Source organism: Salinigranum marinum (assembly GCF_024228675.1).
In the GTDB taxonomy this organism is placed as follows: domain Archaea; phylum Halobacteriota; class Halobacteria; order Halobacteriales; family Haloferacaceae; genus Salinigranum; species Salinigranum marinum.
The window spans coordinates 333,949-360,570 of record NZ_CP100462.1; the positions used below are offsets into that span (position 1 = coordinate 333,949).

Annotated in this window: 7 protein-coding genes; 6 read left to right on the forward strand and 1 reads right to left on the reverse strand. The window is 66.1% G+C overall.

Annotation, left to right across the window (positions count from 1 at the left end):
* Window positions 1-632 precede the first annotated feature (632 nt).
* From NKJ07_RS21765 to NKJ07_RS21785, 5 genes are all read left to right on the forward strand, one after another.
* A complete protein-coding gene (locus NKJ07_RS21765; RefSeq protein ID WP_318570640.1) occupies window positions 633-3,290 on the forward strand; it encodes a metallophosphoesterase family protein in 2,658 nt (885 codons plus the stop codon).
* Window positions 3,287-6,790: a DUF6603 domain-containing protein gene (locus NKJ07_RS21770; RefSeq protein WP_318570641.1), complete on the forward strand. Its 3,504-nt coding sequence runs from the start codon at window positions 3,287-3,289 to the stop codon at window positions 6,788-6,790. The genes NKJ07_RS21765 and NKJ07_RS21770 overlap by 4 nt, the downstream gene beginning before the upstream one ends.
* Window positions 6,787-10,476 (forward strand): hypothetical protein, encoded by a 3,690-nt coding sequence (locus tag NKJ07_RS21775; protein WP_318570642.1) that lies wholly within the window; start codon window positions 6,787-6,789, stop codon window positions 10,474-10,476. Before NKJ07_RS21770 ends, NKJ07_RS21775 begins: the two co-directional genes overlap by 4 nt.
* 108 nt (window positions 10,477-10,584) lie before the next feature.
* Window positions 10,585-17,553 (forward strand): BGTF surface domain-containing protein, encoded by a 6,969-nt coding sequence (locus NKJ07_RS21780; protein ID WP_318570643.1) that lies wholly within the window; start codon window positions 10,585-10,587, stop codon window positions 17,551-17,553.
* Window position 17,554: 1 nt separating this feature from the next.
* On the forward strand, window positions 17,555-20,269 hold the full coding sequence (locus NKJ07_RS21785) for a lamin tail domain-containing protein (RefSeq protein WP_318570644.1): 2,715 nt from the start codon (window positions 17,555-17,557) through the stop codon (window positions 20,267-20,269).
* Between the two features lie 91 nt (window positions 20,270-20,360).
* Here the strand turns inward: NKJ07_RS21785 and NKJ07_RS21790 are convergent, their stop codons facing one another.
* Window positions 20,361-21,152: a hypothetical protein gene (locus tag NKJ07_RS21790; RefSeq protein WP_318570645.1), complete on the reverse strand. Its 792-nt coding sequence runs from the start codon at window positions 21,150-21,152 to the stop codon at window positions 20,361-20,363.
* A 528-nt stretch (window positions 21,153-21,680) separates the two neighbouring features.
* On the opposite strand from NKJ07_RS21790, the gene NKJ07_RS21795 reads away from it, so the two are divergent.
* Entirely contained in the window at window positions 21,681-26,609 is a 4,929-nt protein-coding gene (locus NKJ07_RS21795) for an outer membrane protein assembly factor BamB family protein (protein ID WP_318570646.1), read from the forward strand.
* Window positions 26,610-26,622 lie beyond the last annotated feature (13 nt).

Consider the following 26,622-nt stretch of genomic DNA (forward strand, 5'->3'; position numbering starts at 1 on the left):
TTGTTTAGACGGTTAGACTCGGTCAGCCTGAGGAGTATCTCACTGGTATCGCCATACTAGTAGCTTCGGAGAAGTACCAAATCTACTAGAGACTGAAGCGGGACGGATTGGGTGTGCAAAGGCTCTGTTGAAACCCTCTGTATCTCACACGGTAGTATTGTCAGCTACTAAGGATTTCAATATAGCCAGGGAGGTCCTCTCGTTACGCTGAGGGCTGAAACGGTCTGGTAGTACGGTACTCGACTGTCTTTAACCAACAACAGCTGGAATTTTGGGGTCCGTTGTTGGTTAATAGACTGTATTTCGTTCTCACATACGCCGTCCAACCGGAGTGTATGTAAGTATGATATATTGTGGCGAAAATGGTCTGAAAACGCCGTCGTCTCGCTCGCGAAGCAACGTAGCCGGACGATCTGATTAAGATGATTTCGGTACCACTGGGCGCTGCGTAACCGCTTCTCCGACTTCCCTCGCCGATAAAGCTATGTCACCGCCAGTCAGATTACGGTCATGTTAGATTTCGAAAATATATCCGAGGGCGGGCGGGTTCTGACCGACAGTGGCCTCGGCCGCAGGATCAACACGCGCGAACGCGACCGTACAGGGGTGGTGGGGCAGAAGGGGAGGCGGAAATGAGTGGAACAGTCGACGTGAGCACGCTCCCACTCGTTCTCGCGGGACCACTGCTCCGGCGTGTTGAGCCGACGAGCGTCGCAGTCTGGGTCGCCTTGCGGGAGCCACGGACGCTCACTCTCACTGTCTCGGACGGAACGAACTCGGTCCTTCAGGGCAACCCCCAGACGACGGTTCAGGTCGGCGAGCATCTCCACGTCGGTGTCATCACCGCCACGACCACCGTCAGTGGACCTCTCGACCACGGGACGGTCTACGAGTACGAGATCGCGTTCGGGAACGGACAGACGCTCTCCACCGCGAACGTGCTGACAGGCGGCCTCGAATCGATTACGTATAATGAACAGGCCGGCCCGACGTTCTCGCTGCCACCGCCGGATCCGAACGACCTCCGACTCGTCCACTCCTCGTGTCGGAAGCCACACGGCGAGGGATTCGACGCGCTGCCGGCGGTCGACAAGATGATTGAATCGACGGCCCACGATGCCACCGCGCGGCCACACCAGCTGTTCCTCACCGGCGACCAGATATACGCCGACGATGTCGCCGATTCGTTACTCGCCCATCTCATCCCGCTCGGGTCGGCACTCCTCGGTAAGACGGAACGGTTCGAGACCGCAGACGGCCAGCAGACGATCGCCGACTTGCAACCGGGACAGCGTGCGACCGTTGCCGAACGTGACTGTGGGTTCAGTTCCGGCGAATCGAAGAGTCACCTCTTCGGGCTGGCAGAGTACTACGCGATGTACCTCGCGTGTTTCTCCGAGACGACGTGGCCGACGACAGTTCCCACGCCGGAGGACGTCCTACCGGAGGAGTACGCGACTGCGATGCGGTTCATCCGCGAACTCGGCGACCCCTCGGCGTTCACCGACCCAGATGACTGGATTGAGAACGTCGGCCACATCGGCCACGTGCGGGAGCAACTGCAGAACGCGGGTCGATATGGTGACATGGTGTCATTCAGCACCGCCGCCTCAGAACTCGAAGAGTTCGCGGAGGCGAGACAGCGTGTCGAGCAGTTCGGGGCCGACCTTCCGAACGTCCGTCGGGCGCTCGCCAACGTCCCGACGTACATGATATTCGACGACCACGAAGTGACCGACGACTGGTTTCTCAACGGTGCTTGGACCGAGCGGGTGCTCGGGAAATCGATGGGCAAGCAGGTCATCCAGAACGGTCTCGTCTCGTACGCCGTCTGTCAGGCCTGGGGGAACACCCCCGAGCAGTTTGCGGCCGGAACCCGTGGCCGCACGTTACTCGACACCGTGACTGTCGACGGGAGTACTGCCGACCTCGATATCGACAGGGACGGGCTCGACGCCCTCCTCGACATCCCCTCGGTCGGCGGGGAGTCGTTGACCTGGCCGGCGGACCCGCTCGAGTGGCACTACTCGCTCTCGGGAACCGCCGACGGCAACGGCGACCTGGGCCACGAGGCACTGGTCCTGAACACCCGGACGAGGCGAGGGTTCGACCCGGACGACGGGCTGGCGCCACCGGAGATTGTCAGTGCGGCGGCGCTCCAAACACAGCTTCCGGACGCCGCCGCGACTGCGAAGGTGACCGTTGTCATCTCGGCCGTGCCGGTGTGGAACCCACCGGTCGTGGATTTCGCTCAGGACCTCGCGTATTATCTCGGTGGGGCGGAGGCGGCAGACTACGAGCACTGGCGCCTTCAGCATGCCGCGAGAGAGCGACTCATCTCACGGTTAGCCCTGCGACGTCAGGCGCTCGCTGACTCCCCAGCGAGGTCACGCGTAATCTCACTCTCGGGAGATGTCCACTACGGGTTCGGCACCCGCGTTCAGTACTGGGCAGAAAAACCGTACGAAGCAGCCGATCAAGCGGTCACTGACCTCGTTGTCGCCGCGTTCACGGCCAGTGCCGCGAAGAACCAGGACTTGAAAACCTCGCTCCTCAACTCCTTCGGCTATCAGGCCGCGTGGATACTCCTCTACCCGTTCGTCTTCCTCATCGAAGGTGCGGTTAACCTGATACCCGACGTCGACATCGACGTTCCGAAACGAGAGGCACTGCTGCTCGCATACCCCCTCGCAAAGCTCCTGGACGGGATGCCCGAAGAGGTCGTCTTCGGCTGGAACGAACGCCCGGAGCAACTCCGGCGATTTCTGCGTACGACTACCGAGGACCCCACGACGACACAGTTTAGCATGGATATCGGGACGTGGGAACTCGCACCAGCTCCGGAGCCCGACTGGCGCTACCGGGTCGATTACGTCGATGGCGCGACGTACTACGACGAGAGCGAGACGCCGGAGACCGGTGTTGATGACTTTGCGATTCCGGAACACGACGGCACGGACCCACAGACCCGCGAGAAGGCGATGGCGACCTACTACGAAGCGGTCGACTGGTGGCGGCAGTGGGTGTACAACGAGGACCCCGGGCCATCGGACCGGAGCGGCGAGTACGGTCACGGCGCCGAGATTGTCGGCGTGAACAACGTCGGCGAGATCGTCTTCGAGTGGGGGACGACAGACAAGCGGGCGATTCAGGCGCTCTGGTGGCGACTCGCGAACGACGAGGACCCTGACAAGCCCTTCCCATTCCCGTTCCCGCTGAGCAAGTACGTCGTCTCGCTCGAATACGACGATAGCGACCACCCGCGGCCGACGGCAGTGGTGGAGTCGTGAGTCCCGAGACAACGGCCCTCGAGGAGTTCCTCGCGCCGCTCAAACAGGCCATCGAGAGCGAACACGCACGCCATCGACTGTTCGGGACTATCGGCTGGGATGTCGAGGCGCTCCCGCAAGCGACAGTCGTGGAGGCGCTCGAGGCGGTCGTGACGGCCGCCGAGGACCTCGCCGGGTTCATCGAGGACCCACCGGATTCGCTCGGGGAGTTCCTCGACGCGCTTGAGGCGGCGTCGACGCTCGTCGACGCGATGGCCGGTCTGGAGGAGGCGCTCGACGACACTGCGGGCGTCCCCGTGGAGATATACGCGGCTTTCGGCGAAGACCTCTTCACCCTCCTCGTCGTCGGCTTCCTCCGGACACACCACCCTGTGGCGCTCCAGGTGGCCACGTTCCTGACGCTTCTCCGGCCCGCGACGCCGGCGACCCGCCCGACGCTCACGCTCGACGATGGGACCGTCGTCCGGTACGCCTCACCCGCTCTCGATTTCGACTTCGGCCACGTCGTCGACCTCCTCACCGACCCCGTAGACACGCTCAAAGCCGAGTACGGACTCACCGGGTCACTGGACGAACCCGACCTGCGAGAGCGACTCACCGAGGAGATACTTCCGATGCTCACCGCACTGTTCTACGCGACGGGGATGCCGGTCGAGTACGGCCCCGGATCGACTACCGAGGACCTCGAGCTCCCGTTCGCCGACCGTGGGACGGACCTGGGCTGGGTTCGTGTCCGGTTCGAGGCCGGTGAGGCCGAGTTCTCTGTTCGCGTCCACGTCCTCTTCGACGACGCCGACGGAGTCACGCTCGTGGTCGTTCCGAACGGGAGTACCGACGTCCCGATGCAGGTCGGACGGTGGGCGTTCACCATCGCGGCCGATTCGGACGGCGGAGCGCTCGCCATCGATACGGGAGGCGGCTCCGACGCCGTCACGTTCGACGGTGCCGACGGTCATCTGAACGTCTCGCTCACCGCCGTCAGACTCCCTGACGACTCCGGTGCCGCGTTCCGTGTCGGTGGTCGTGAGGGGACGCGACTGGAGGTTGGCCGTCTCGAAGTCGACGGCACCGCCGACATCAGCTCGACACAGGAGTACGGTGTCATGGCCCGTGCACGGGAGTCGACGTTCGCGCTCGAACCCGGTGACGGCGACAGTTTCCTGCGCAAGGTGTTCCCGGAGGGAATGGCGACTGACTTCGACCTCGGCCTCGGCTGGTCGACGAGTCGCGGTGTCCATCTGGAGGGGAGCGGCGCCTTAGAGTTAGAGCTCCCACTACACGTCTCGCTTGGGGAGTTCCTGTCGATGGACGGGCTGTCCGTCGGTGTGCTGCCCGGCGGGACCGGCGAGACCGACCCAGGCACTGACGGTCGGCGGGTGCCTGTCTACATTGGGACGACGGCGAGCGCCCAACTGGGTCCCATCGCGGCGACAATCGAAGGGGTCGGGCTCGAGGTATCGCTCTCGTTCCCCGAGGACGGGGACGGAAACCTCGGGCCTATCCACGCGGACATCGGATTCAAACCACCCAACGGGGTCGGCCTCGCGGTCGATGCGAGTGCCGTCGTCGGCGGAGGGTATCTCTACTTCGACCACGAACAGCAACGGTACGCTGGCGTTCTGACGCTCACCGTCGGGAGTCTCACCCTCAATGCCGTCGGGCTCTTGACGACGCAGCTCCCGGACGGCTCGGATGGGTTCTCCCTGCTGATCATCATCACCGGTGAGTTCCCACCACTGCAGCTCGGATTCGGGTTCACGCTGAACGCAGTTGGCGGACTCTTAGGGATCAATCGCGGAGCGCGTGTCGACCCACTCCGTGCTGGTGTGAAGGACAACAGCATCAAGTCGGTGCTGTTCCCTGACGACCCGATTCGGAACGCCCCGACGCTCATCAGCGACCTCCGTCGGTTCTTCCCACCCACACCGGACCAGCACGTCTTCGGCCCGATGGCCGAGCTTGGGTGGGGGACGCCGACCATCGTTCGCGCCCAGCTCGGGCTGTTGCTCGAACTTCCGTCGCCGGTCAGGTTACTGATACTCGGTCGGATACAGGCGGCGCTCCCAACACCGGAGGCGCCGCTTCTGTTGCTCCAGATGAACGCCCTCGGCGTGATTAACTTCGATGAGGGGACGGCGTCTGTCGACGCCAGCCTGTACGACTCTCGGGTCGTCGCCTACACCCTCACCGGCGACATGGCGATGCGGACCAACTGGGGTGACGACCCCGGGTTCGGGCTGGCTGTCGGCGGGTTCCACCCGAAGTTCCAGCCGCCACCGGAGTTTCCCCCGCTCGCACGGGTGGCTGTCGCGTTGGCGAGCGGCGACAACCCACGACTCCGGATGGAAGGCTACTTCGCACTGACGAGCAACACCGTCCAGGTCGGTGCGGCAGTCGACGCCTACGCCAAGGCCGCCGGGTTCTCGGTCAGCGGCCATCTCGGCTTCGACGCCCTCTTCCAGTTCGACCCGTTCAGATTCCTAATCGATTTCGCTGCCCACGTCAGGGTTCGGGGGATGGGGCTCTCGCTCGGGCTCGGCCTTGAAGGCTCGCTCGAAGGCCCGTCCCCATGGCGAGTCAAGGGGAAGGCGTACATCGACCTCTTCCTCTTCAGCGCGACCGTCAAAGTGAACGCGACCATCGGCAGCGCGGCGTCGTCGCCCGGTATCCCCCCGGCGGAGGTGTTCACCGAGTTCCGTGCCGCACTCAGCGAGCCGGGCAACTGGAGTGCACAGCTCCCCCGCGGCGGTGACTCACTCGTCACGCTCCGCGAGGTTGCGGCCGAGGAGACGCAGCTGTTGGCCCATCCGCTTGGCGACATCGAGGTGGTCCAGCGGGTGGTGCCGCTCGACGTCGCTATCGAGCGATACGGAAACGCCGAGCCCGCCGACTACGATACGTTCCGTGTCGGCGATATCACCGTTGCCGGCCAGACAATCGACGACGAGCGTCACGAACTCGACGCTCAGTTCGCCCCCGCACAGTTCTTCGACATGACCAACGCCGAGAAGCTCTCTGCGCCATCGTTCGAGCGGTTCGCGGCCGGTTATCGGGTGAGCACCGGCGCGCTGGCGTTCGGTGGGAAACCGACCGCGACGAACGAGTCGCTCGGTGACCAAATCGTCGAAGCGACCCTCGAGTACGAGAGCGTCTACGTCGACGAAGAGGAGAACGACGTCCCGTTCTACACGTTCATCTCACCTCGCGTCGTGACCGCACTCAGCGAGGTGAGTGCCGTCGCCACGAGCGACGCTCGGACGACAGGGTCGGTGAAGTTCACCGGGGGGACGAGCGATGCGGTCTCCGTTGAGGACACTGGCTACACCGTCGTCACAACCGACTCGTTCGAACACGTCTCCGCGACCGGTGTCGACGCCTCGGGAACCACCTACACACAGGCGAAACAGGCGCGCGACGCGTATCTCGCCGAGATCCCTGACGCCGACGTCCAGGTCGTCACAGCACACGAACTGGCCGGGGCCGACGGAGGTGGCTCGTGAGCCAGCGAGCCGAGTACCGGTTCGTCCCCTGGCTTCGACGCGGGTTCATCCCGTCGACGACGGACCCGCTCGATGGCCCGATAGCGGATCCGAGTCAGTTTGCCGTCCGTCTGACACCGGAGGCAGAGCGCAACGGGACCACGAGTCCTGAGACCCCGGAAACGGTCGACATCCGGATGTACGGCCCGGGAGACGTGCTCGGCTTCGACCATCGACAGGTCGTGCGAACCGAGCCTGAACCGCAGACACCGGAGTTCACCCCGAACTACTTCCCGATGGTCGAGTTCGACACGCCGACGCTTCCGTGGCTGTTCAGCCCGGCCAAGGCGACGGCCGAGGGGAAGCTCCGCCCCTGGATGACGCTCGTCGTCGTTCGCGAGCAGGACGGCGTCTCCCTGACGACTGGGACTCGGCGTGAGACACCCGTACTCGAAATCGCGGGTGACGCCGACCCCGCCGCGGAACTGCCGGACCTCTCGGAGTCGTGGGCGTGGGCGCACGTCCAGGTCGTCGGCGACCCGAGTTCGGGCGCAACTGAGGCGACCTGGTTGACCGACGAGCTAGCGCGTGACTCCGTCAGGACGCTCTCCAGGCTGGTCGCCCCACGCCGGCTCCAACCGGACACGTCGTACCTCGCGTGCGTCGTCCCGACGTTCGAACCGGGACGACGCGCGGGCCTCGGCCTGGAGCCGTATCCGAACACGGGCGACGACGAGACGGAAACCGGTTCCGTCACCCCGGCGTGGGAGATAGACGCTGCCCCCTCGTCCATCCAGCTTCCCGTCTACTTCTCCTGGCGGTTCTCGACCGGGCCAGCGGGGGATTTCGAGGCGCTCGTCCGTCGCCTCGACGCGGAACAGCTGACGTCAGTCGGCTTCCGCGACATCGATGCCACCGACCCCGGGCCCCCGGAGCTGTTCGATTACAGCCCGACAGACGTCCGAGTCGAGGGCGCGCTGCGAGCGATTGGTCTCGATCAGGTTCCCTACCCGAGTCAGAACCGCAGCGACCTGGCTGGCATCCTCGGTCAGGTCGACGAGTCGGCGACCCCTCCGACGTTCGGCCCGCCGGTGTACGGGGAGAGACACGCCGGTGTTCCGTTACCGTCCGTCGACGCGCGGACCGACGCCGGTGCGGTTCCGTGGCTTCGGGAACTGAACGTCGACCCGAGACACCGAATCGCCGGCGGCTACGGGACGCAGGTGGTCCAGCACGAACAGGAGGCGCTGATGCGGTCGGCCTGGGAGCAAGTGGGTGACGTCAGACGGGCGAACGAACTGCTCGCCCGGGCACAGTTGGCCCGCGCGGCGTCGGCCGGAATCCACGACGACCTCACGGCACTGTCACCGGCTGACTTGCTGACGGTCACCGGCCCGATGCACGCTCGCGTCAGCGACGAGGAGACGGTCCACGCGACTGTCGAGGCGAGCCGTGTCCCCCGCGGCGTGCTCTCGCTCTCGTTCCGCCGACTATCACGGCCTGGTGGCCCCCTTGGGAAGCGACTTCGACGAGCCGCAGGCGGAACGAACCCGCTTGCTCCGGCGTCGGTACTCGAAACCTTCGACCGGCCCGACGACCATCCAGGAGGCCCCTTCCTCGTCGAGTCGGAGAGCCCGCCGAATGGGACCGTCGTCATCGAACCTGGAACCAAGCGGCGCCCGGAGGTCACGGAACTCTGTACGGCTCTCGGCGACGCCATCTCCAAATCGGGCGGCCCCTGGCCACCGGCGTGGGCCCCAGAGCTCGAGGGACGTGACTTGCGTCAGAGACTAAATGGCTGGTGTGCGACTGCCGCCCGGTCGCGCGAACAGCTCCACGCGGCGCTCAAGCAACACGACACCGACAGTCTCGATAAGCGCTACCAGGCCGTTTTCGACCGGCTCCGTGACGCTCACCGCTGTCTCTGTGAGGACGGGCTGGAAACTCTCGAGGCGGCCCTCGACGAGAGCGACCCACGAGGAGAAGTCGCTGCGCTCGCGAGACTCATCGAGTGCTATCGCGACTACGAGACGGCACTCTCGGATCTGGACTACCTGCTCACCCTGACCGAGATGCAGGAGCAGGAACCGGTCGGTGAGGCCTTCGAAGCGCTCGAAGAGGTGCTGTCGGAGCTGGCCACCCTCCTCAGACGCCGGGCACTCACGCATCTCGACGAGGACTTCTGCCAGGTTTCGCTCGACCGATTCCGAGCCGTCGAGGAGCGCCCAGATATCAAGGAGGCACGTCTCACCGCGCTCAGAAACGTCTGCCGACTGCTGTGCGGTGACGAGGAGTCGGGAACGCCGGGGCTCGTCGCAGAGTTGCTCGTGTGGGTGCGGTCCAGTGGGTCGTCCGCGCACCGACTCTCGAGCGTCCTGTTCCGGGAACTCGTACGGATACTCACAGTCGTGGCTGACCTGCTTTCTCGTCTCGAGGCGTCGGTTGAGACGTCGGCTGACGACGGCGAGACGCGAAACGTCGTGCGAGCGCTCCGGTCGATTTGTGCCGACCTCGAACTGCTCGTCACGTTCCTCACCGCCGTGATTGGGGCTCCGGAAGACCCCGTGGCAGCCCGACATCGGTCGATAGTCTGTGACCCACGGCCACCGTTCCCGTCGGCTAGGCCCGATGCCAGACTCGGTGACCCCACCCTTGTCGAACCACTCTCCCCGCTCGCCGACCTCGTCTCCGGGGCTACCGACCCGGAGATGACCGTGACCGCAAGAGTCGCCGGCCGAATCAACGCCGTCGACCCGGACCGAACCGACGGTGACCCCCTCGACGTCATCATGGCCGCTCCGGAGTTCCCACAGCCGATGTACGAATCACTCCGTGACCTTGACGTCGAACACTTCCTCCCAGGGGTGGCTGACGTGCCACCTGACAGCATCGGCCTCCTGGAGACCAACCCCGAGTTCGTCGCGGCACACCTCGTTGGGCTGAACCACGAGATGGCCCGCGAACTCAACTGGCGAGAGTACCCCACGGATCGGCGAGGGACTTACTTCAAGCGGTTCTGGGACCGCCGTGGCGCCGTCCCGCCCAAAACAGGAAGTGACCTCGATGACATCGACGACATCCACACCTGGGGTATCGGCGACGACGCAACCGCGCTCGGCGATGACCTCCTCGGTGGGGGCGAAACCAGCGACGCTGTCGTGTTGCTCCGTGGCGAGCTACTCCGTCGCTATCCGAACACCATCGTCTACGCGGTGGGCGCTGAGATGGTCGATGGTACGCGAACGCCACTTCTCTCACCGGACAGCCCGACGCCAGAACCCGGGACACAGGGCGTCCGGTATCCGGTTTTCAGAGGGACGATTGACCCGGATATCACGTTCCTGGGATTCGACCGCACGGCCGAGCAGTTCAGAGACGGAGACGAGGATGCATCGGCGGGCTACTTTATCGTCATCGAAGAGCCCCCGGGCGAACCCCGTCTCGGCCTAGATACGGTCGTCGAGAACGGCCACGAAGACGGTCCGTTCGCGTGGGACGACCTGACGTGGACGGACGTCGCCCCCGGTGGCGACCCGGACGCGCTCTCGTACGTCCCGGTTCCGGCGACAGGCCCGCCCGGGGTCGACTCGCCCCCGATGACACCATTCGAATGGGGAAAGAACGGCGCCCACATGGCCGGGATTACCTGGCAACAGCCGTTCAGAATCGCGTTTCACGCGACTGACCTCCTCCCGGAGGACACCTGATATGCAACCGACACCGACAGCAGCCACCCGATGTAACACGGCCGAACCGTCAGCAAGTCAATCGAACCGACGCGGCGGAACGATTCCTGCCGAGAACGGGAGCGCACTGTGAGCGCGAGTACCCACCGGAGTGCGGTCCGCGAGGCCCGCGAACTCCGGGCGCGTCTGGAGGCCCAACGGCTCGATGCGACCGCCGCGTTCGAGCGGACCGAGGGGGCCGTCGCGTCGATTCGACGCGGGACTGGAAGTACCGACGGAACCGGAGCGACCACCGGCCTGGTCGACGCGTTCGAACCGCTCGAACGAGGAGCGTTCGAAGCCGCGGTCGAGTCGCTGTCGACACTCAGCGACGCGTACCGACCGAGTGCGATGGAGTCGGCGCGTGGGAAGGCACTCACTGCGTACGAGAAGCGCCCGATGCGCCGACGGCACGGGAGGAGACGGGGGAGAGTGCCATCGGAGCGCCGACAAGACGACAGGCAGTTCAGACAGGCGTTCGGCCGTATGGTCGATTTGTTCGGCGAGCGGCTTTCGGCTCAGGCTGAGACACGTCTCGAACTGCTCGTTCGACTCTACCGCACCACGACGGACGACCCCCGCTTCGAACAGACGCTCAAAGAGATCGATGAGGCCTACACGGCGGTGTTCACGGACGCCCTCGACGAACCGCTTGCGCGGGTTCGCGACCTGTTTGGTGACGAGGCTACAGGCGCCGAACCCGCCATCGAACGCTTCGAAACCGCATACCACGCCGACGATTCGGTCGACGCAGCCGAAGCGCTTGCTGACCTCACGGCTACCTTCGAGTCGGTCGTCCGGTCCGTCCTCGATGCTTGGCGGGCCGAGTTCGTCACGGCTATCGACGAGACCGATACCGTCGCTGTCGAGGCAGGATTCGACCGCCTCAGAGACCGACTTCGAGGGGCGAACAGCCGCCTCGAAGACGCCGAGAGACGACTCACGGAGGCGCTCGAACGATACGTCGAGCTGCTCCCGACTGACCCTGACGCGGTCCTGTCGGAACTCTCCGAAGCCGACCCGGTCGTCCTGTTCCCAGTTCAACTCGAGACCCGCTTTGAACGCGACGCCAGCGGTGACGTCTCGGCGTTACAGATTCGAGTGTACCCCGACGATATCCACGTCGAGAGCCACGAGCGGACGCTCACCGACGCCGAGCGCGTCCTCGGCGTCCGGTTCTGGGCACACTGCTGGTGGGCGTGCCACGAGACAGACGGTGAGAGCGTCGCACAGTTCGTCCCGGAATCGGGGGTTGTCGCGGATGCGTTCGCCGAATTCGACCTCGGGGTGCTCCCGAATGCCGCTGCCTCCCGGTACGACGCGGTGAAAGAGCGCGCCTGGAGCAACCTGGTCGACCGGCTCGGCACCGAACGAGCCGGATGGGTGAAGACAGCGACGGCACCGCCTGCCGGCGTCACATCGGTCCTGCTCGACGGGCCGGTCCCACCGGCCGAGGTTCCGGCTGTCGACTTCGAGATGCTCGGTGAGGACGTCGTCTCGAGTCCCGGCTCCTGGACGCAGGTCCCGCGAGCGCGACTCCTCCCGGACCGCTGGGTTGTCTCTGTGACGACAGAAACCGAACGCCGGACCGTAGTTGGGGCGACGATTCCAGAACCCCTCCCGCTAGGTCCCGACCCCGACCCCGTCGGGGCGGCTGTCGGCGACACGGAGACCGACCCGGCGACAGACACCGGCGGCCTCCACGACGACGACGGCGCCAAGTGGCTCGTCGACTTCGAACGGGCCAGGGCAGTCGGGATGGGTGTCGAACTCCCGATAATCGCCGCCGACGTTCCGTCTGAGGGGCTCGACGTTGTGGTCGTCGGCGTGAAGACGTCGATAGACGACGCGGAGAGTGCCGAGGCGCTCCGTGACCTCTTCGAGGACCACCACTACACGGACGGGTTGTCGATGCTCGCGTCGGGCACACCGACGAACGCGACAGCGGACGGGTCGCCGCCGTTCGCTACGAGCGACGACGCGACGGCGGCGCTCCCGGTCGAGTGTGGCCGGTCGCTCCTCGAGACGGAGTCGACCACGACAGCCCTCGATGGGGCAGTCGTTCCGGACGGAGCGCGACTCGCTCGCTTGCTCGCTATCGATGCCGACAGACTGAGTGGCGACACTGAAGCACACGTCTTCGCCCACGTCGACGGCGCCGGCGGGACGGCAGACGCCGATGCGCTCCACATGAACACCGCGCTGTGGTCCGCCACGTGGGGGACGTACGTGCCGAACATGCTGTTCCCGCGCGGGTGGGTTGGAAACGACTTCGGCGACTACGACACCGCCCTCGACTGGCTGGGCGGCTTCCGCGAGCACTTCCTCGAATACGTTCGCGCCGACGGGCCGTTTCCGACGCTCCGTGTTGGGCGGCAGCCGTACGGCGTTCTCCCGACGACGGCGCTTGGCGCGTGGAGTGACGCACCGATGACGCCGACACCGGAGCCGTTCCCCGGCCCAGAAGGTGGGTACGACTCGCGGCAGACGAGATATCCGGTTGTGACAGACACGCTCCGGGACATCCTCTTCGAGGACGGGCAGTTCGACGCCGGACTCCTCCCGTTCTGGGAGGCCTCCGTCGGTGGCGTCCCCCACGTCGAGGACGGGACGACCGGGTCGCTACTGGAGCTGTTGAGTATGAGCGCGACCGCGTACGGCTATCGCGGCCACAACCTGTTCAGCGTGCGGGGGCTCTGGCACTCGCTGACTGGGACGCCGACGCCACCACCTGACCAGTTCGCGACCGCCATTGGAAATCTCCTGTCGAGCCTCGAGAGCGGCGTCGCGGTCGAACTGATGACGGCGTTCGGCGTCGACGTGACGAAGGTCCCACGCATCGTCTCACTGCTCTACGGCCCGCCGAACCCCCGACATTACGGGGCGACGACAGGGCCGCTCGAACCGCTCGTCGGCCCCGAGATGGATGCGTGGTTCAGTCGCTTGCAAAACGGGGCAGTCTCGATCCTCTCGGGACTCCCGAGTGACGAGTCACCGCTTGAGGGACTCGACTTCGAGCTGAAACACTCGTTTTCCGAAGATCTCACGCGTCTCTACGGTTCTCTCTTCTACCAGTCCAGTCCCTCGTTGCTCGGGAAGCTCCTCACGTACGCGACGCTTCAGGAGTACGCCCTCGCCAGGGTCCGCCTGGAGAGCCGGTTCCGTCGAGAGACGACGGATGAACTCGGTCGCGATACGATGGCCCCGCTCTGGCGACTCCTCCCTGAGCCCGATGTGTACACCGACACCGAGGAGAGCCTTCTGGACAGACTCGACGACGAAGTCCCGCCGTTACTGGCACGGCATCCGGAACTCAGAGTCGACGACGAGGAGGCCAAAGAGAGAGACGTGGACTACCACGAGGCCCTCGAGGTTGCGAAGGCGGTGACCGACCCGGCGCTGGAGGTCGACGCCACGTTCCGCGAGTTCATGACCGCGCTCGCTTACTTCGAAGGCAGGGGCGCCGACCAGTCGACGCTCACTCACCTCTTCACCGGCACACTCGACCTCGCCACTCACCGTGTCGATGCGTGGGCGACATCGCTCGCGACACGTCGTCTCGACGAGATCAGAACGGCACAGGAACAGACGGGCGAAAATCCGGGCGTCCACATCGGTGGGTACGGAACGGTCACGGGACTCAGACCCGACGAGAAGGACTCGCTCGGCTACCTCCACGCGCCCTCGCTCTCGCAGGCGACGACCGGGGCCGTTCTCCGGAGCGGTTCCCTCTCCACCGACGGTGAGCGGCGCTCGATGCTCGACCTCGATCTCTCGGCCGAACGGGTTCGAAAGGCGACGACACTGTTCGACGGACTGCGGACCGGCCAGTCGCTCGGTGCCCTGCTCGGCTATCGGTTCGAGCGCGCACTCCACGAGCGTGGTCTCGACGTCTACGTCCCCGAGTTCCGCCGGCTTGAACCAGGGGTCGCCGGCAAACTCGATCGGTCGGGCGACGAACCAGACACCGAGCGGACTGCCGACACGGTCGACGGGGTGGCACTCGTTCGGCGTGCGGAAGGGTCCGGACAGTGGGCAGACATCTCCGCCAGCGACCGCATTCCGTGGGGGGAGGCCGTCGATTCTACGGTCTCTGAATCGACCCCCTTACCGCCGCGCCCAGGGCCGACAACCGACGAGGGAGACGCCGACCCCGACTACCTCGGTCTCAGCCAGGCGCTCGACGAACTCGTCGACATCGTCGACAGCGTTCGAGATGTCCTCGTCGCGGAGAGTGTCCACGGTCTCGTCACGGGCCGCCCGATGCAGGGAGGGGCCTCCCTCGACGCGCTCGCACGCGGCGAGGCTCCGCCCCAAGTGACGTTCACCCAGACACCGCGAAGCGGTGTTGGCATCACCCACCGCCTGCTGGTCCTGTTCGACGACCCGTCCACCCTCAGTGACGGCGATAATCCGACGACTCCATGGCCGGAGACGGCCCGGGCGGCCGCCGAACCGACGTTGAACGCCTGGTTCGCCACGCTCCTGCCGGACCCTGACACGACCGTCTGTCTGTGTGAGGTGGACCGAAACGATGGGACGCCGCCGACACCGCTCGTGATCACGCTCGGGGAACTAGCCGTGGCTCCGATGGACCTCCTCGTCACGGACGAGGCCGTGACCACGACGCAGCGCTCGGCGCTCGAAGAACGGATTCGCCACCGTGTGAGTCGCGCCCGGGGGTTGAGTGGCGACCACGAACTCCGCCTCCGATTCGACCGCCCGACGGCGTGGATTGAGACCTACTCCGCAGCGTCGTTCGAGCGGGCGGACCCCGCCCAGACAGTGCCAGACCTCACAGCCGCGACCGACCTCGGATCAGTGCTGGAACTCGTCCGCGTCGGGCACGAACTGGTCGCTGGCGGGCGGGCAGCCGATGCGACCGACCTGACGCTTCCGACCGCCGAGACGGAACACGGCGGCGTGGACGCGGCGGCGTTGCGCGCCCGGGCCGACACCGCGACTGCCCAGCTGTCCACGGTGACAACCGACCTCGACGAACCGTTGGAGTTCCTCCGGCCTCGCCGCCCGGACGAGGAGCCGGGAGACGGAAGGGCCACGCCCGAAGCGGAGCAGACGCCCGTCCCGACGGAGCCGAGTACGGTAGAGCGACTCGACGTGGTTGCCGACGCCCTGGGCGCGGTATCTACGCGGCTCGGAACGCTGGCAGATTCGAACGCACCCACCGCGGCGACGGTGTATGGCTCCGTCTCAGAGGTGGCGACAGCACTCGCGGGCGTCGACGAGGGGCACCTCTACGACGCCATCGACGAACTCGCCGGCGCGCTCGCGGGCCCCCTCGCGGTGTTCGCCACCGTCGGCGACCGGGTCGAACTCGAAGCGGTCGCCGGCCAGACGGTCTCAGGCGCGACCGTCGCCACAGAGGGGACGACACTCCGTATCCGACTGGGGGGGACCGACACGGAACTCCTGCGGACGGAGACGGCAACGGTAGCGGTCGATGGTACGTTCCAAGCCACGTTCGACCTGTCTGCCGTTCCGGTGGGGACGGCAGTCGACGTCTCCATCGAGACGGCGACCGAGACGCTCACGGCGGCCGACGGCGTCGTCGTCGACGCCATCACCGGGACGCTGTCGACACCGGCGCTCAGCCCGCCAAAAACGGAGCCTCTGGAGGCGTACCGTCGCCCGATGGCGACGCTGGTCGCGGTGGAGTCCGAACTTGCCACACTCGCGTCAGCGCTCGAAGCTGTCGACACCACGGCCTTGCGGTCGACGCTTGACGCACAGCCGTGGGCTGACCTCGCCACGAGGCCCGGCTGGCAGAACGACTGGTCGACCGACACGCCAGTCAGAGTCGAGACAACGCTCGAACTCGTCGACGCACGGCTGCCCGGGTTCGGCACACCGGAGACGACGAGCGACCCCTGGAACTCCCTCGTGGCGCTGGTCGACGTGCTGCCGGCCGAGGTGAACCTCGTCGAACTGTCGGCAAACGAGCGAGCCGAAATGGCGGCTCACCTCTCCGATGCGGTGGACGGGGACGACCGAGCGACGTGGACGGCTGCCGTCTCGACGCTCGATGCGGCGCTCGAAGCCGACGCCGCGTCGCTCGCGACGGGCATCGACGAGGGACCCGCGTCGATTGTGGCTGCCGGGTTCGCCCTCGTCGAAGCGGTCCGTGGCGCACTTGTCGACGCAGCGGCGTTCCTCGAGGACGGCCTGCCGGTCTCGGCGAACGGGGCCGCGACGGGTGGTGAACGGAAGGCACTCGTCAGGCAAGCCGTCTCGGTTGCCCAGACGCTGACGAGTCGGAGTGAGGCCGCAACGGATGCCGCCAGCGACGTGACCCCCGACACACAGCTCGCACGTCTCACCACGATATTCGGTGAGTCGTTCCCAGTACTTCCACCGTTCGAGACCGCGAACACGGCTGAACTCGACTTGGCGCTGACCGAGAGCCACCACCAGGTCCTTCGGGGTGACGACCCACTGGCGGCTGAGACGTGGGTCGACCGAGTTGGTCGCGTCCGCGATGCGCCCGCGACACTCGGGACTCTCCTGACATACGGGGACGCCGTCGGGACGACCGGCGGTGTCGGTGCGTCCCGATATCGGCTCGGCCAGCTGCCGTACGAGCCGACCGCGACGTGGATTGGCCTCGAATCAGCGACCGAGCGCCACCTCGGTGGGCGACTCTCTCTCGTCGTCCATCCGGCGCTCGGGACCGACGGAGACCCGTACGCCGGGCTGTTCGTCGACGAGTGGGTCGAAGTGATTCCGGAACCCCAGGAGACGACCGGCGTCGCGTTCAACTACGACAGCCCCGGGAACCGGCCGCCGCAGTCCGTTCTGGTGGCGGTTCCGCCCAACGACGCCGGCTGGTCGATTGGAACATTGGAGGAGACGGTCGTCGAGACGATGTCGCTCGCCCACTCTCGGATGGTCGATTCGGACGCTCTCGGTGAGTTGGGACACTTCCTCCCCGCGTTGACGTACGCACAACCCGACGACGCACCCGGGAGTCCGGAACGGGTCGCAGTCTCGTTCGACGACTTGATCGTTCCGGAGGCTGGCGCCGACGAGGGAGGTGAGTGAGATGCGCTCGCCCACCTCGTGGACCAGACTCGAACCACGGACCAGGGACCGTGAACTCAGCGAGGCGCTTCGTGCCCCCGTCCGTGACCCGCTGTGGCTGCTCGGCCGACAGTGGCAACTCGGCGAGTTCGCCGGCGAGGACGCCGGAACCCCGGTCCGGACAACGATGTCGATTCGACACCACCACCTCACGCGGTATCGACTCGGCGACGGAGCCGTAGAGCGGTATCAGACGGGAGGCCCGACACCATCCCCGCCCCTAGAGGCACTCGTCGAACGGCAGCAGGTCCGGCCGCCGGCAGCAGAGTCGCTCGATGAGGGGCGAGACATCAAGCTCGCTGCCGAGGCTGGCCAGCGGTTCATCGCCCTCCTCGCCGACGAAGGCATCGGGGCTGAGCCGACCGACTTCGCGGAGAGCGACCTGGGTGAGTATACCGACGTCGGCGTGACCGATCTCCTGCTGGACCCCGACCCGTCGACGCTCCGGGGCGACCCTGCGAGCGAGCGGTATCTCGCCGTGGTCGCCGGTCGGGTACTCGACGGCGACGCGCTGTATCGTGTCGTCCAGAAGGCGCTGCCAGCGGCGAGTGGGAGTGCCGACCCCACCGTTCCACTACCGGAGCCGACGCCAGGGCCAGTCGACGACCAGGCGTACCGACGAGCGTTCGAGCGCTTCCGTGACTGGTATGCGGACTGCTACAGCGAGCCCGAACCGTCGGCCGATGGCTGGGATGACGACCGCTTGGAACACCGGTTCGAGGTCGGAGTCGGTGACGCCACCGACGGCTTCGTGTTCGGCGCCGAGGAGTACCGTGGCGGTCGTCTCGACTGGTACGCCTTCGACCACGAGCCGACAGCGTCGCTGGCGGTTCCGCCGGAACTCCTGCTCGAGTCGGACGTCCTGCGTGACCTCCTCGAACGCTCCGGGTCACTGGCAGACCTCCTCGACAGCCCCCTCCCAACGGACGGGGGGTCTGACTCGATTGCGGCCGACGGAGACGGTGTCGAGACGAGTCTGGAAGATGCGACGACGGACGGCGGGACAACCGAAACGACGACCACAACGGAGGTGACAGTCGACACGACGCCGACGCGGCTCCGGTACAAGGGGATGCCCGCTCCCCGTTGGTGGGAACTCGAAGACGGCGCGGTCAACTTAGACCTCATCGACGCCGCCCCGGAGGACCTCTCACGGCTCCTCTTGCTCGAATATGGGGTCCTCTACGGCAACGACTGGTTCCAACTCCCGATCAACACCCCTGTCGGAACGTTCACCACAGTCGAGGAGATGCGCGTGACGGACTCGTTCGGCACCGAAACGGTCGTGGGGCACACCTCGGAGGCGACCACCGCAGAGACCGAGACAGACGCCGACACCGACGAGTCAGCCCCCTGGCGACTCTTCGAGTTCGAGACGTCGACCGGCCACGGGCTCCTCTTGCCGCCGGTCGTCGCGGGACTGCTCGAGAGCGACCCGGTCGAGGAGGTCCAGTTCGTCCGCGACGAACTCGTCAACGTCGCCTGGGCTCTCGAAGAACACGTCGAAGGCCCGCTCGGGCGACCGATTGATAGACACGAACTCGACCAGGAACGGGATGCTGAGCGTGGCGACGACCAGTTTGGACTCCCTGTCGCGTCGGTCGCAGACGTCGAGTACACGCTCGCAACGGACGTTCCGGACTACTGGCTTCCCCTGCTCCCCGTTCAGGGCCCGGATTCGCAGGTCGAACTCCGACTCGCGGAGTTGCTCGATGGCTCCGGCCGGACGAGTGAGTCGTGGGGACGACTGTTGGATGCCGACCTTTCGGTGCCTGAAGAGGAAATCCCACGCTCGGGGACGGCCGTCAGGCGGAGCTACCAGCTGGCACGATGGGTCGACGGCTCGACCCACCTCTGGAGCGGTCGTCGGACGGACCCCGGACGCGGAGAGGGGACGAGCGGGCTGAGGTTCGACATCACAGCGGATCGTGAGGGTCACTCGAACGGTGTCAGTCGAGCGGCGAGCGCAAGCGACGATGCTCCGGTCGCGGTCGTCTCGCTGCAGTCCCGCCCGCCAATGACTGTCCCGGACCGGCTGAACGAGGAGTACCTGGTCCTCCAGAACGTGAGCGGGCGCCCCCTAAACGTGACCGACTGGACACTCACGGACACAGCGAACCACAGCTACACGTTCGGACAGCGCACGCTGGCTCCGGCCGATATCGTCGTTGTTCGCTCCGGGTTGGGTCCGACCGACGACAGCGTCGTCCATCTGGACTCGCCGGGACCCATCTGGAACGACACTGCCGACGAGGTCCGGCTCTACGACGAGCGCGGCATGCTCGTACTCTCACAGTCGTACCCCGACCTCTCCGGTGTCGTCCCCGACAGTCCGGTCGCGGTCGAGCCAACACACGTCGATGCCAGCGGTGACGACCACGACTCGCTCGCGGACGAGTACATCAGCATCCAGAACACCACCGACCCGGACGGCGGCGAGACGGTCGATCTGTCCGGATGGGTTGTCCGCGACATCGCGGACCACCGGTACGTCTTCCCCGACGATTCCCACTCGGAACTCGCGCCCGGGAGCCGGATTCGACTCAGAACCGGCTCTGGAGTCGATACGGACGAGGACCGGTACTGGGGCCAGTCCCGTGCCGTCTGGAACAACCGAGACGACGCCATCCTGCTGTTCGACCCGGACGGACGGTTGATGGCCGGCGCGGTGTACTGAGCCCGGACGACTTCGGCTATGCAGCACCGAACGAGCCAACGAGAGACTCGCTGTGCTACGGGTCGCTACAGGTCTACTCAGTCGTCAGACATCACCAATCACCACTCGTGCGGTCGCCCTGTTCGGCGGTCGATCGGTCGACGATGGTCAGGGTGCTGTCCCGGCGGGTTTCGAACGTCGGGTCACCGTTGTACCATCGTTTCACGACATCCTCACATCGAACCACGTCACCCTCTCGCAGTTCTGGATGGCGGTGTGAACGGACCAGCGTCCGGCCGTCGTCCGTCGGGTCGGGCGTCGGTCGCGTCTCGTCCCACTCGCTCTTTTTCCAGATTGCGAACTTCATCACGCCGGTATCGTCGCTCAGTAGACCGGCCTGCTTGATCGCGGGATGGGTATTCTCGAACAATCGGAGGACGGTCCCCTGGGTCGAGAATCGCCCCCGCGTCGATTTCACAGCCGTGTACCGGACGTTGCCGACCGTCAGGACGTTCCGTGGGTCGGTCGCCTCGGCATCGGCCTGACGAAGCAGCGCCTGGGTCGGCTCGGCGCCGTTGTGGAGCCGCTTCGCGAGTTCGATTCCGAGCGTGAGTCGGGATTTGCGAATCTCGGCGACGTGGTCGAACTCGTCGCTCAGCAGTCGGTCAACCATCTGGGTGACCTGGTCGTGCTGGGCGGGGTCGAGTTCGACGAGCGGTCGGATTCGTTCGCGATACGCCGCAGCCGCGCGTTCGGCACGAGCGTCGGCGAGTTGGTCCGGCGACGGACGCAGTGACGCGTACTCGTCGTACCGGTTGGCCAGCCACTTCGCATGGCCCACGAGTTCGACTGCTCCTGGCTGGATGTCCGGGTCGGTCCGGGCAGTCAGGATGCCGTCGGTCACCCGGCGAATCTCGGCTGTGACAGCGAGGGAGTACTCGATCGATTCGGTCCCCCAAGACGGCGACCGGGAAGTTCGACAAGAAAGTGCTGAGAGAGGAGTACGCCGACCACGACGTCGAGCCACGCGACGAGGCCGCCCCGGAAGAGGAGTAGGGAACGGAAAGTAGAACAGTCCGAGGGCGTTTCGACGGCTGACGGGACGTCGATCCCTATCCAGACGTGTCCACTCGGAACACTTCGAGTCACGTCTGTTCCCACGATCCGACGTCCGACTTCCCAATATTCGAAACCGATACTGACTGCATTAGTTCTCAGGGGGTCGGTTATCAGCGAAAATAATTTTGAGGAGGCGTTTATATTGTTGTTCTCCAGACCCTCTAGAGATGTTTACAGTATGTACAATCCAACAACAGCCTCGAACGGACGTGCGGTCGGAACCGACGGCCGGGTGGGGCCCAGAGGGCCGAGCACCGGCATCACGGACCTGCCGGACGATCCACTGGGATGGTAACTCCCCCGGGGCGGGACCGTGAGCGCCGGGACACGGCAGTCGCTCGCGACGCTCGCAGTCGTCGCCGTGGTCGTCATCGCGAGCGTAGCTGGCGTCACGGCTGTCGCGAGCGCTGCCGACACGACACAGCCGACTGCGAGCGCGACCGTCGACGACGCGACGCTCTTCCTGGGGAGCTGGGCTGCGTTCGACGCCAGCGGCTCGACGGACAACGTCGGCGTCGACAGCTACTCGTGGGAGTTCGGTGACGGCACCACGGGAACCGGCCCGACGCCGAACCACACGTACACGAGTCCGGGCGAGTACACCGCGACGGTGACAGTGAGCGACGCCGCCGGGAACACGGATACGGCGACGGTGACGGTCACCGTAGAGAACACCAACCCCACCTACCACGGCGGGCCAGCGCGTCTCGGTAACTACCCGAACCAGCAGGGGCCATCGTCGACCCCAGAAGAAGTCTGGAACCTCACCGACGGGACGCCGCTGGTGATGCAGCCGACTATCGTGGACGGAACGCTGTACGTCGCGTTCCACGACGGCGGGAAACTGTACGCGCTCGAACCCGAAACCGGCGCAGAACAGTGGAGCGCCACGCCAGGCGGGTCGTCGGGCTCGACGTGGACCACGCCCACGTACGCGAACGGCGTGCTCTACATCGGTACCAACGACTACAAGCTCCACGCGATCGACGCCGCGACCGGCACCGAACTGTGGAACTACTCGACACAGACCAACGTTCGCTCGGCTCCGGCTGTGGTCGACGGTGTCGTCTACTTCGGCAGCAACGACGGCAACATGACCGCAGTCGACGCTTCGACCGGCAAGGAGCTGTGGTACTACACCGAGTACCAGCCTGTCCTCGTCGAATCGAACCCCGCGGTGGTGGACGGCGTCGTCTACTTCGGGAGCGACGCCGACAACGTCACCGCACTCGACGCCGACACGGGGGCGAAACTCTGGAACTTCTCTACGGTCGATGAGGTCCAGTCCGATCCGACCGTCGTCGACGGGACCGTCTTCATCGGGAGTGACAGCACGTCGGGCGAAACGTCCGGTGACGGCCAGGTGTACGCGTTGAACGCCACCGACGGTACCAAGCGGTGGAATCACACGATGCCTGGCGACGTCGACGCCGGTGTGGCGTACGCCGACGGCATCGTCTACGCCGGGAGCCGAGGGGGGACCCTCGATGCGTTGAACGCCACCGACGGCAGCGTCGAGTGGAGCGTCGCCGGGCAGGACTTCCGTGGCGCGCCGGTCATCGCGGGCGGCGTCCTCTACATCAGCGATTTCGGCAACAGCACGGTCCATGCGTTCGACGCGACGACCGGCGATGAGCTGTGGTGGTACGACTCGCCGACGGGTAACCTGTACGCGACGCCGCTGGTGTGGAACGGCTCCCTCTACTACGGGAGCGTTTCGCACTTCTACGCCCTCGGGTCGCCGCTGGTGTCGTCCATCGCCGTCACGAACCCCGAGAGTCAGAACGTCACCGTCACCGTCGAAACCGTCGAACAGCTGAGTTCGATCGACGTGTCGATCTCCGGTGCGGAGACGGCGTCAGTCGCGCTGGGCGACTTCACCGAAACCCAGAACGAGGGGACATACGTCTACACCCACACCCACGAGGGCAGCACGGACGGGACGTACACCGCAACGGTCGACAGCGCGTCGGGCACCGGAGGCAGTAGCGACAGCGGACAGTCCGACAGCGTCGCCGTCGACACGACGACGCCAGTGATTTCGGGGTTCAGCGCGACGAACGCCCCCGGGCGGGACGTCTCGGTCACGTTCGACTCGGACGAGTCGCTCGGCACCATCGCGGTCGGTATCTCGGGCGCAGAGACCGCGTCGCTCAAAACCGCCGACTTCTCCGAGAGCGGAAACGGCCCGTACAGCTACACAGCGACGTACAGCGGGAGCGTCGACGGCGACTACACCGCGACGCTCACGACCGCCACTGACGCCGCCGACAACGACGGTGCCGCCGCCCAGAGCGACACAGTCACGGTCGACGCCGGGGCTCCGGACGTCGCCAACTACAGCGTCGCCAACCCGACGGGCGCGTTCGTCAACGTGAGCTTCGACGCGAACGAGTCGCTCTCGACGATCTCGGTTTCGGTGACCGGTCCCGAGACGGAGACGCTCACGGAGACGTCGTTCTCCGAGTCGTTCGACGGGGAGCGGAACCGGTACAACTACACGGCGACGACCCAGGTCGGTACGAGCGGAGACTACACGGCGACGCTCGACAGCGCCGTCGACGGCGCGGGCAAGGACGGCGCCTCGGGCGAGTCGGGCACCGTCACGATCGACGCGAGCACGCCGACGATCTCGTCGTACACCGTCACCAATCCCTCCGCAAAGGACGTCCAGGTGTCGTTCGACGCCGACGAGCGGATCGACTCCGTCGGGGCCACCGTTTCGGGCGCGGAGTCGGCCACGCTCGGGACCGTCGATTTTACCGAGACGGACAACGGAGACGGGACGTACACGTACGCGGCGACGTACTCCGGGAGCGCGGACGGGAGCTACACGGTCACCCTCGACTGGGCGCAGGACGCCGCCGGTAACGACGGCGCCAGCGGGCAGAGCGACAGCGTCCCGATCGGACAGGCGGTCGTCTCGTCGAGCATGGCGTACGTCTCGGGGTCGAAGCCGACCATGAACGACCTCGCGCTCGACGCCTCGTTCTCCGGCGGGCTCCTGCAGGTGCAGGTGAAGAACGACACGGCGAGTGTGTTCGACTTCTCGACCGAGGAGGACTACGAACTCGCCGGCCACGGTGCCGACTCGACGACCGTGCTCCGGCTCAACCTCACCGTCTCGGGGTTCGTCCCGCGGGCGCTGATCGGCAGCGCCCGTAACGTGACGTGGACGCGGACGAACAACGGTGACGGCACCTGGAACGTCTCGATCGAAGGATCACCGGCGGCCGTCGAGTCGTACTTCGCCTCGGACGGGTCGACGCCGCAGACGTGGGACGGGACGATCCAGGCGAACGAGTCACAGGACGCGGCGATGACGTTCGCCGTCGACGACCTCGGCGTGATGAGCGCGACCTACCGCGAGCGGCTGAACGGGTCGGTCATGACGACAGACGCACAGGAGTTCGGTGCACCCGTCTACAACGCGACGGGATCGAACGACAAGGTCGAACTCCTCGTGAGCGCGCCGCACTTCGCGAAGGACGGCTCGGTCAACGACGGCTTCTTCGAGGCGTACCTTCCGCCGGCCATACTCACTGACTGGGGAGTCACCGCGGCGGACCTCACCGGCCAGTTCGACGACGCCGACCACGAGAGCACGGTCACGGCGACGAACGACGGCGGCGCGCGGGTCGACTTCGACATCCACTACTCCGAGGGGAACGCAGCGGTGACCATCGACACGACGCCCCCGACCATCTCGTCGTTCGCGGTCACGACGCCGGCGAGCGACGAACTCACGGTGACTCTTTCGGCGGACAGCCGGCTATCCACGCTCAGCGTGGGCGTGAGCGGCCCGGAGACGGCGACCCTCACGCTCGGCGACTTCACCGAGTCCGGGAGCGGCCCCTACACCTACACCGGGACGTTCACGCCGTCGACGAGCGGTGACTACACCGCGACGCTCGACACCGCTGCCGACGCCGCCGGAAACGACGGTGCTGGCGGCGAGTCGGCGAGCGCGAGTCTGACCGTGGCGTCGTCCTCGGCCGGGAGCAGCGGATCGAGCGACAGCGACAGTGGAAGCGGAGACGACACCGAGACAACGGAGTTCACCGACGACACGTCCAGCGGGACGACCGTGTCAGTCAGCGACGACACGTCCGGCGACGAGGCCACTGACAGTGACTCCGAGTCGACCGGTGACGAACCGGTCGCGTCCGAGTCGGCTCCCGACCGCAAGCGGATCGAGGTCAGCGGTGCTCGGGCGAACGTTCCGGTGCGTATCAAGCTCTCACAGGACGCCGCCGGTGAAGGGAACACCGGAGCAGCGTCCGACGAGGCACCACCCGACGGTTCCGCGGTTCCCGATGAGCCGTCGCGTCAGAACGTCCGGGCCGACGGCCTCGACCTGACGCTCACGCGCGGCCGCGACGCGTCGCTGACCGTCGAGACGCGGGAAGCGACGCCGCTGACGAGCGGCTCCGACGGGCAGGACACGACGGTGGACCGGACAACCGAGAAGTTCGACGACACGGACAGACGGTTCGTGACCGAGACGGGGGCTCGGCCGCTGGGGTACATCGAGGTCGGTCACGACGTGCCGGACACCGAGATCAGCGCCGTGACTCACCACTTCCGCGTCCGGAAATCGTACCTCGACGCCGCCGAGGTCGGGTCCGACGAGGTCCAGCTATACCGTGACGAGACCACCGGCTGGCGCGGACTGGAGACGAACGTCGTCGACGAGACGGACGAATTCTACGTCTTCGCGGCCGATTCGCCTGGCCTGTCCCTCTTCACCATCGGAGTCCGCACCGCGACGTTCGACCTCCAAGAGGTCGAGATCGTCGGAGACCGTGCTCGCGCGCCCGGCGACGAACTGGTCGTCGAGGCGACGGTCACGAACGTGGGTAACGAGGCAGGTAGCTACACCGCCTCGCTCGGTCTCGACGACGACTCCGTCGCGGAGACGACCATCGATCTCGCGCCAGGAGCGACCCGGACGATCCGACTGCGAACGACGCTCCCCGAGACGGTGGGGGACCGTGTCGTTACCCTCGGCTCCCGAGAGGTCGCGCGGCTGTCGATCGGCCGTCCCACGAACACCAAGAGGATTGAGACGGACATCTCGGTGACCGGTGGCACGGAGCCAACGCCCGATGGCGGGGCCGAATCAGTCGACGGCGACACCGGTCAGTCGGGGTCCATCCCGACGGTCCTCCTGATCGTCGTCTCGCTCGGGTCGCTCATCGGGGCCGGCTGGGCGTGGCGACGGCGCGAACGCAGTGAGTGATCGATCGATACAC

Excerpts from the sequence above, each read along its gene's own strand:
- NKJ07_RS21785 (WP_318570644.1), top strand. The coding sequence starts at position 17,555 with ATGCGCTCGCCCACCTCGTGGACCAGACTCGAACCACGGACCAGGGAC.
- NKJ07_RS21765 (WP_318570640.1), top strand. The coding sequence starts at position 633 with ATGAGTGGAACAGTCGACGTGAGCACGCTCCCACTCGTTCTCGCGGGA.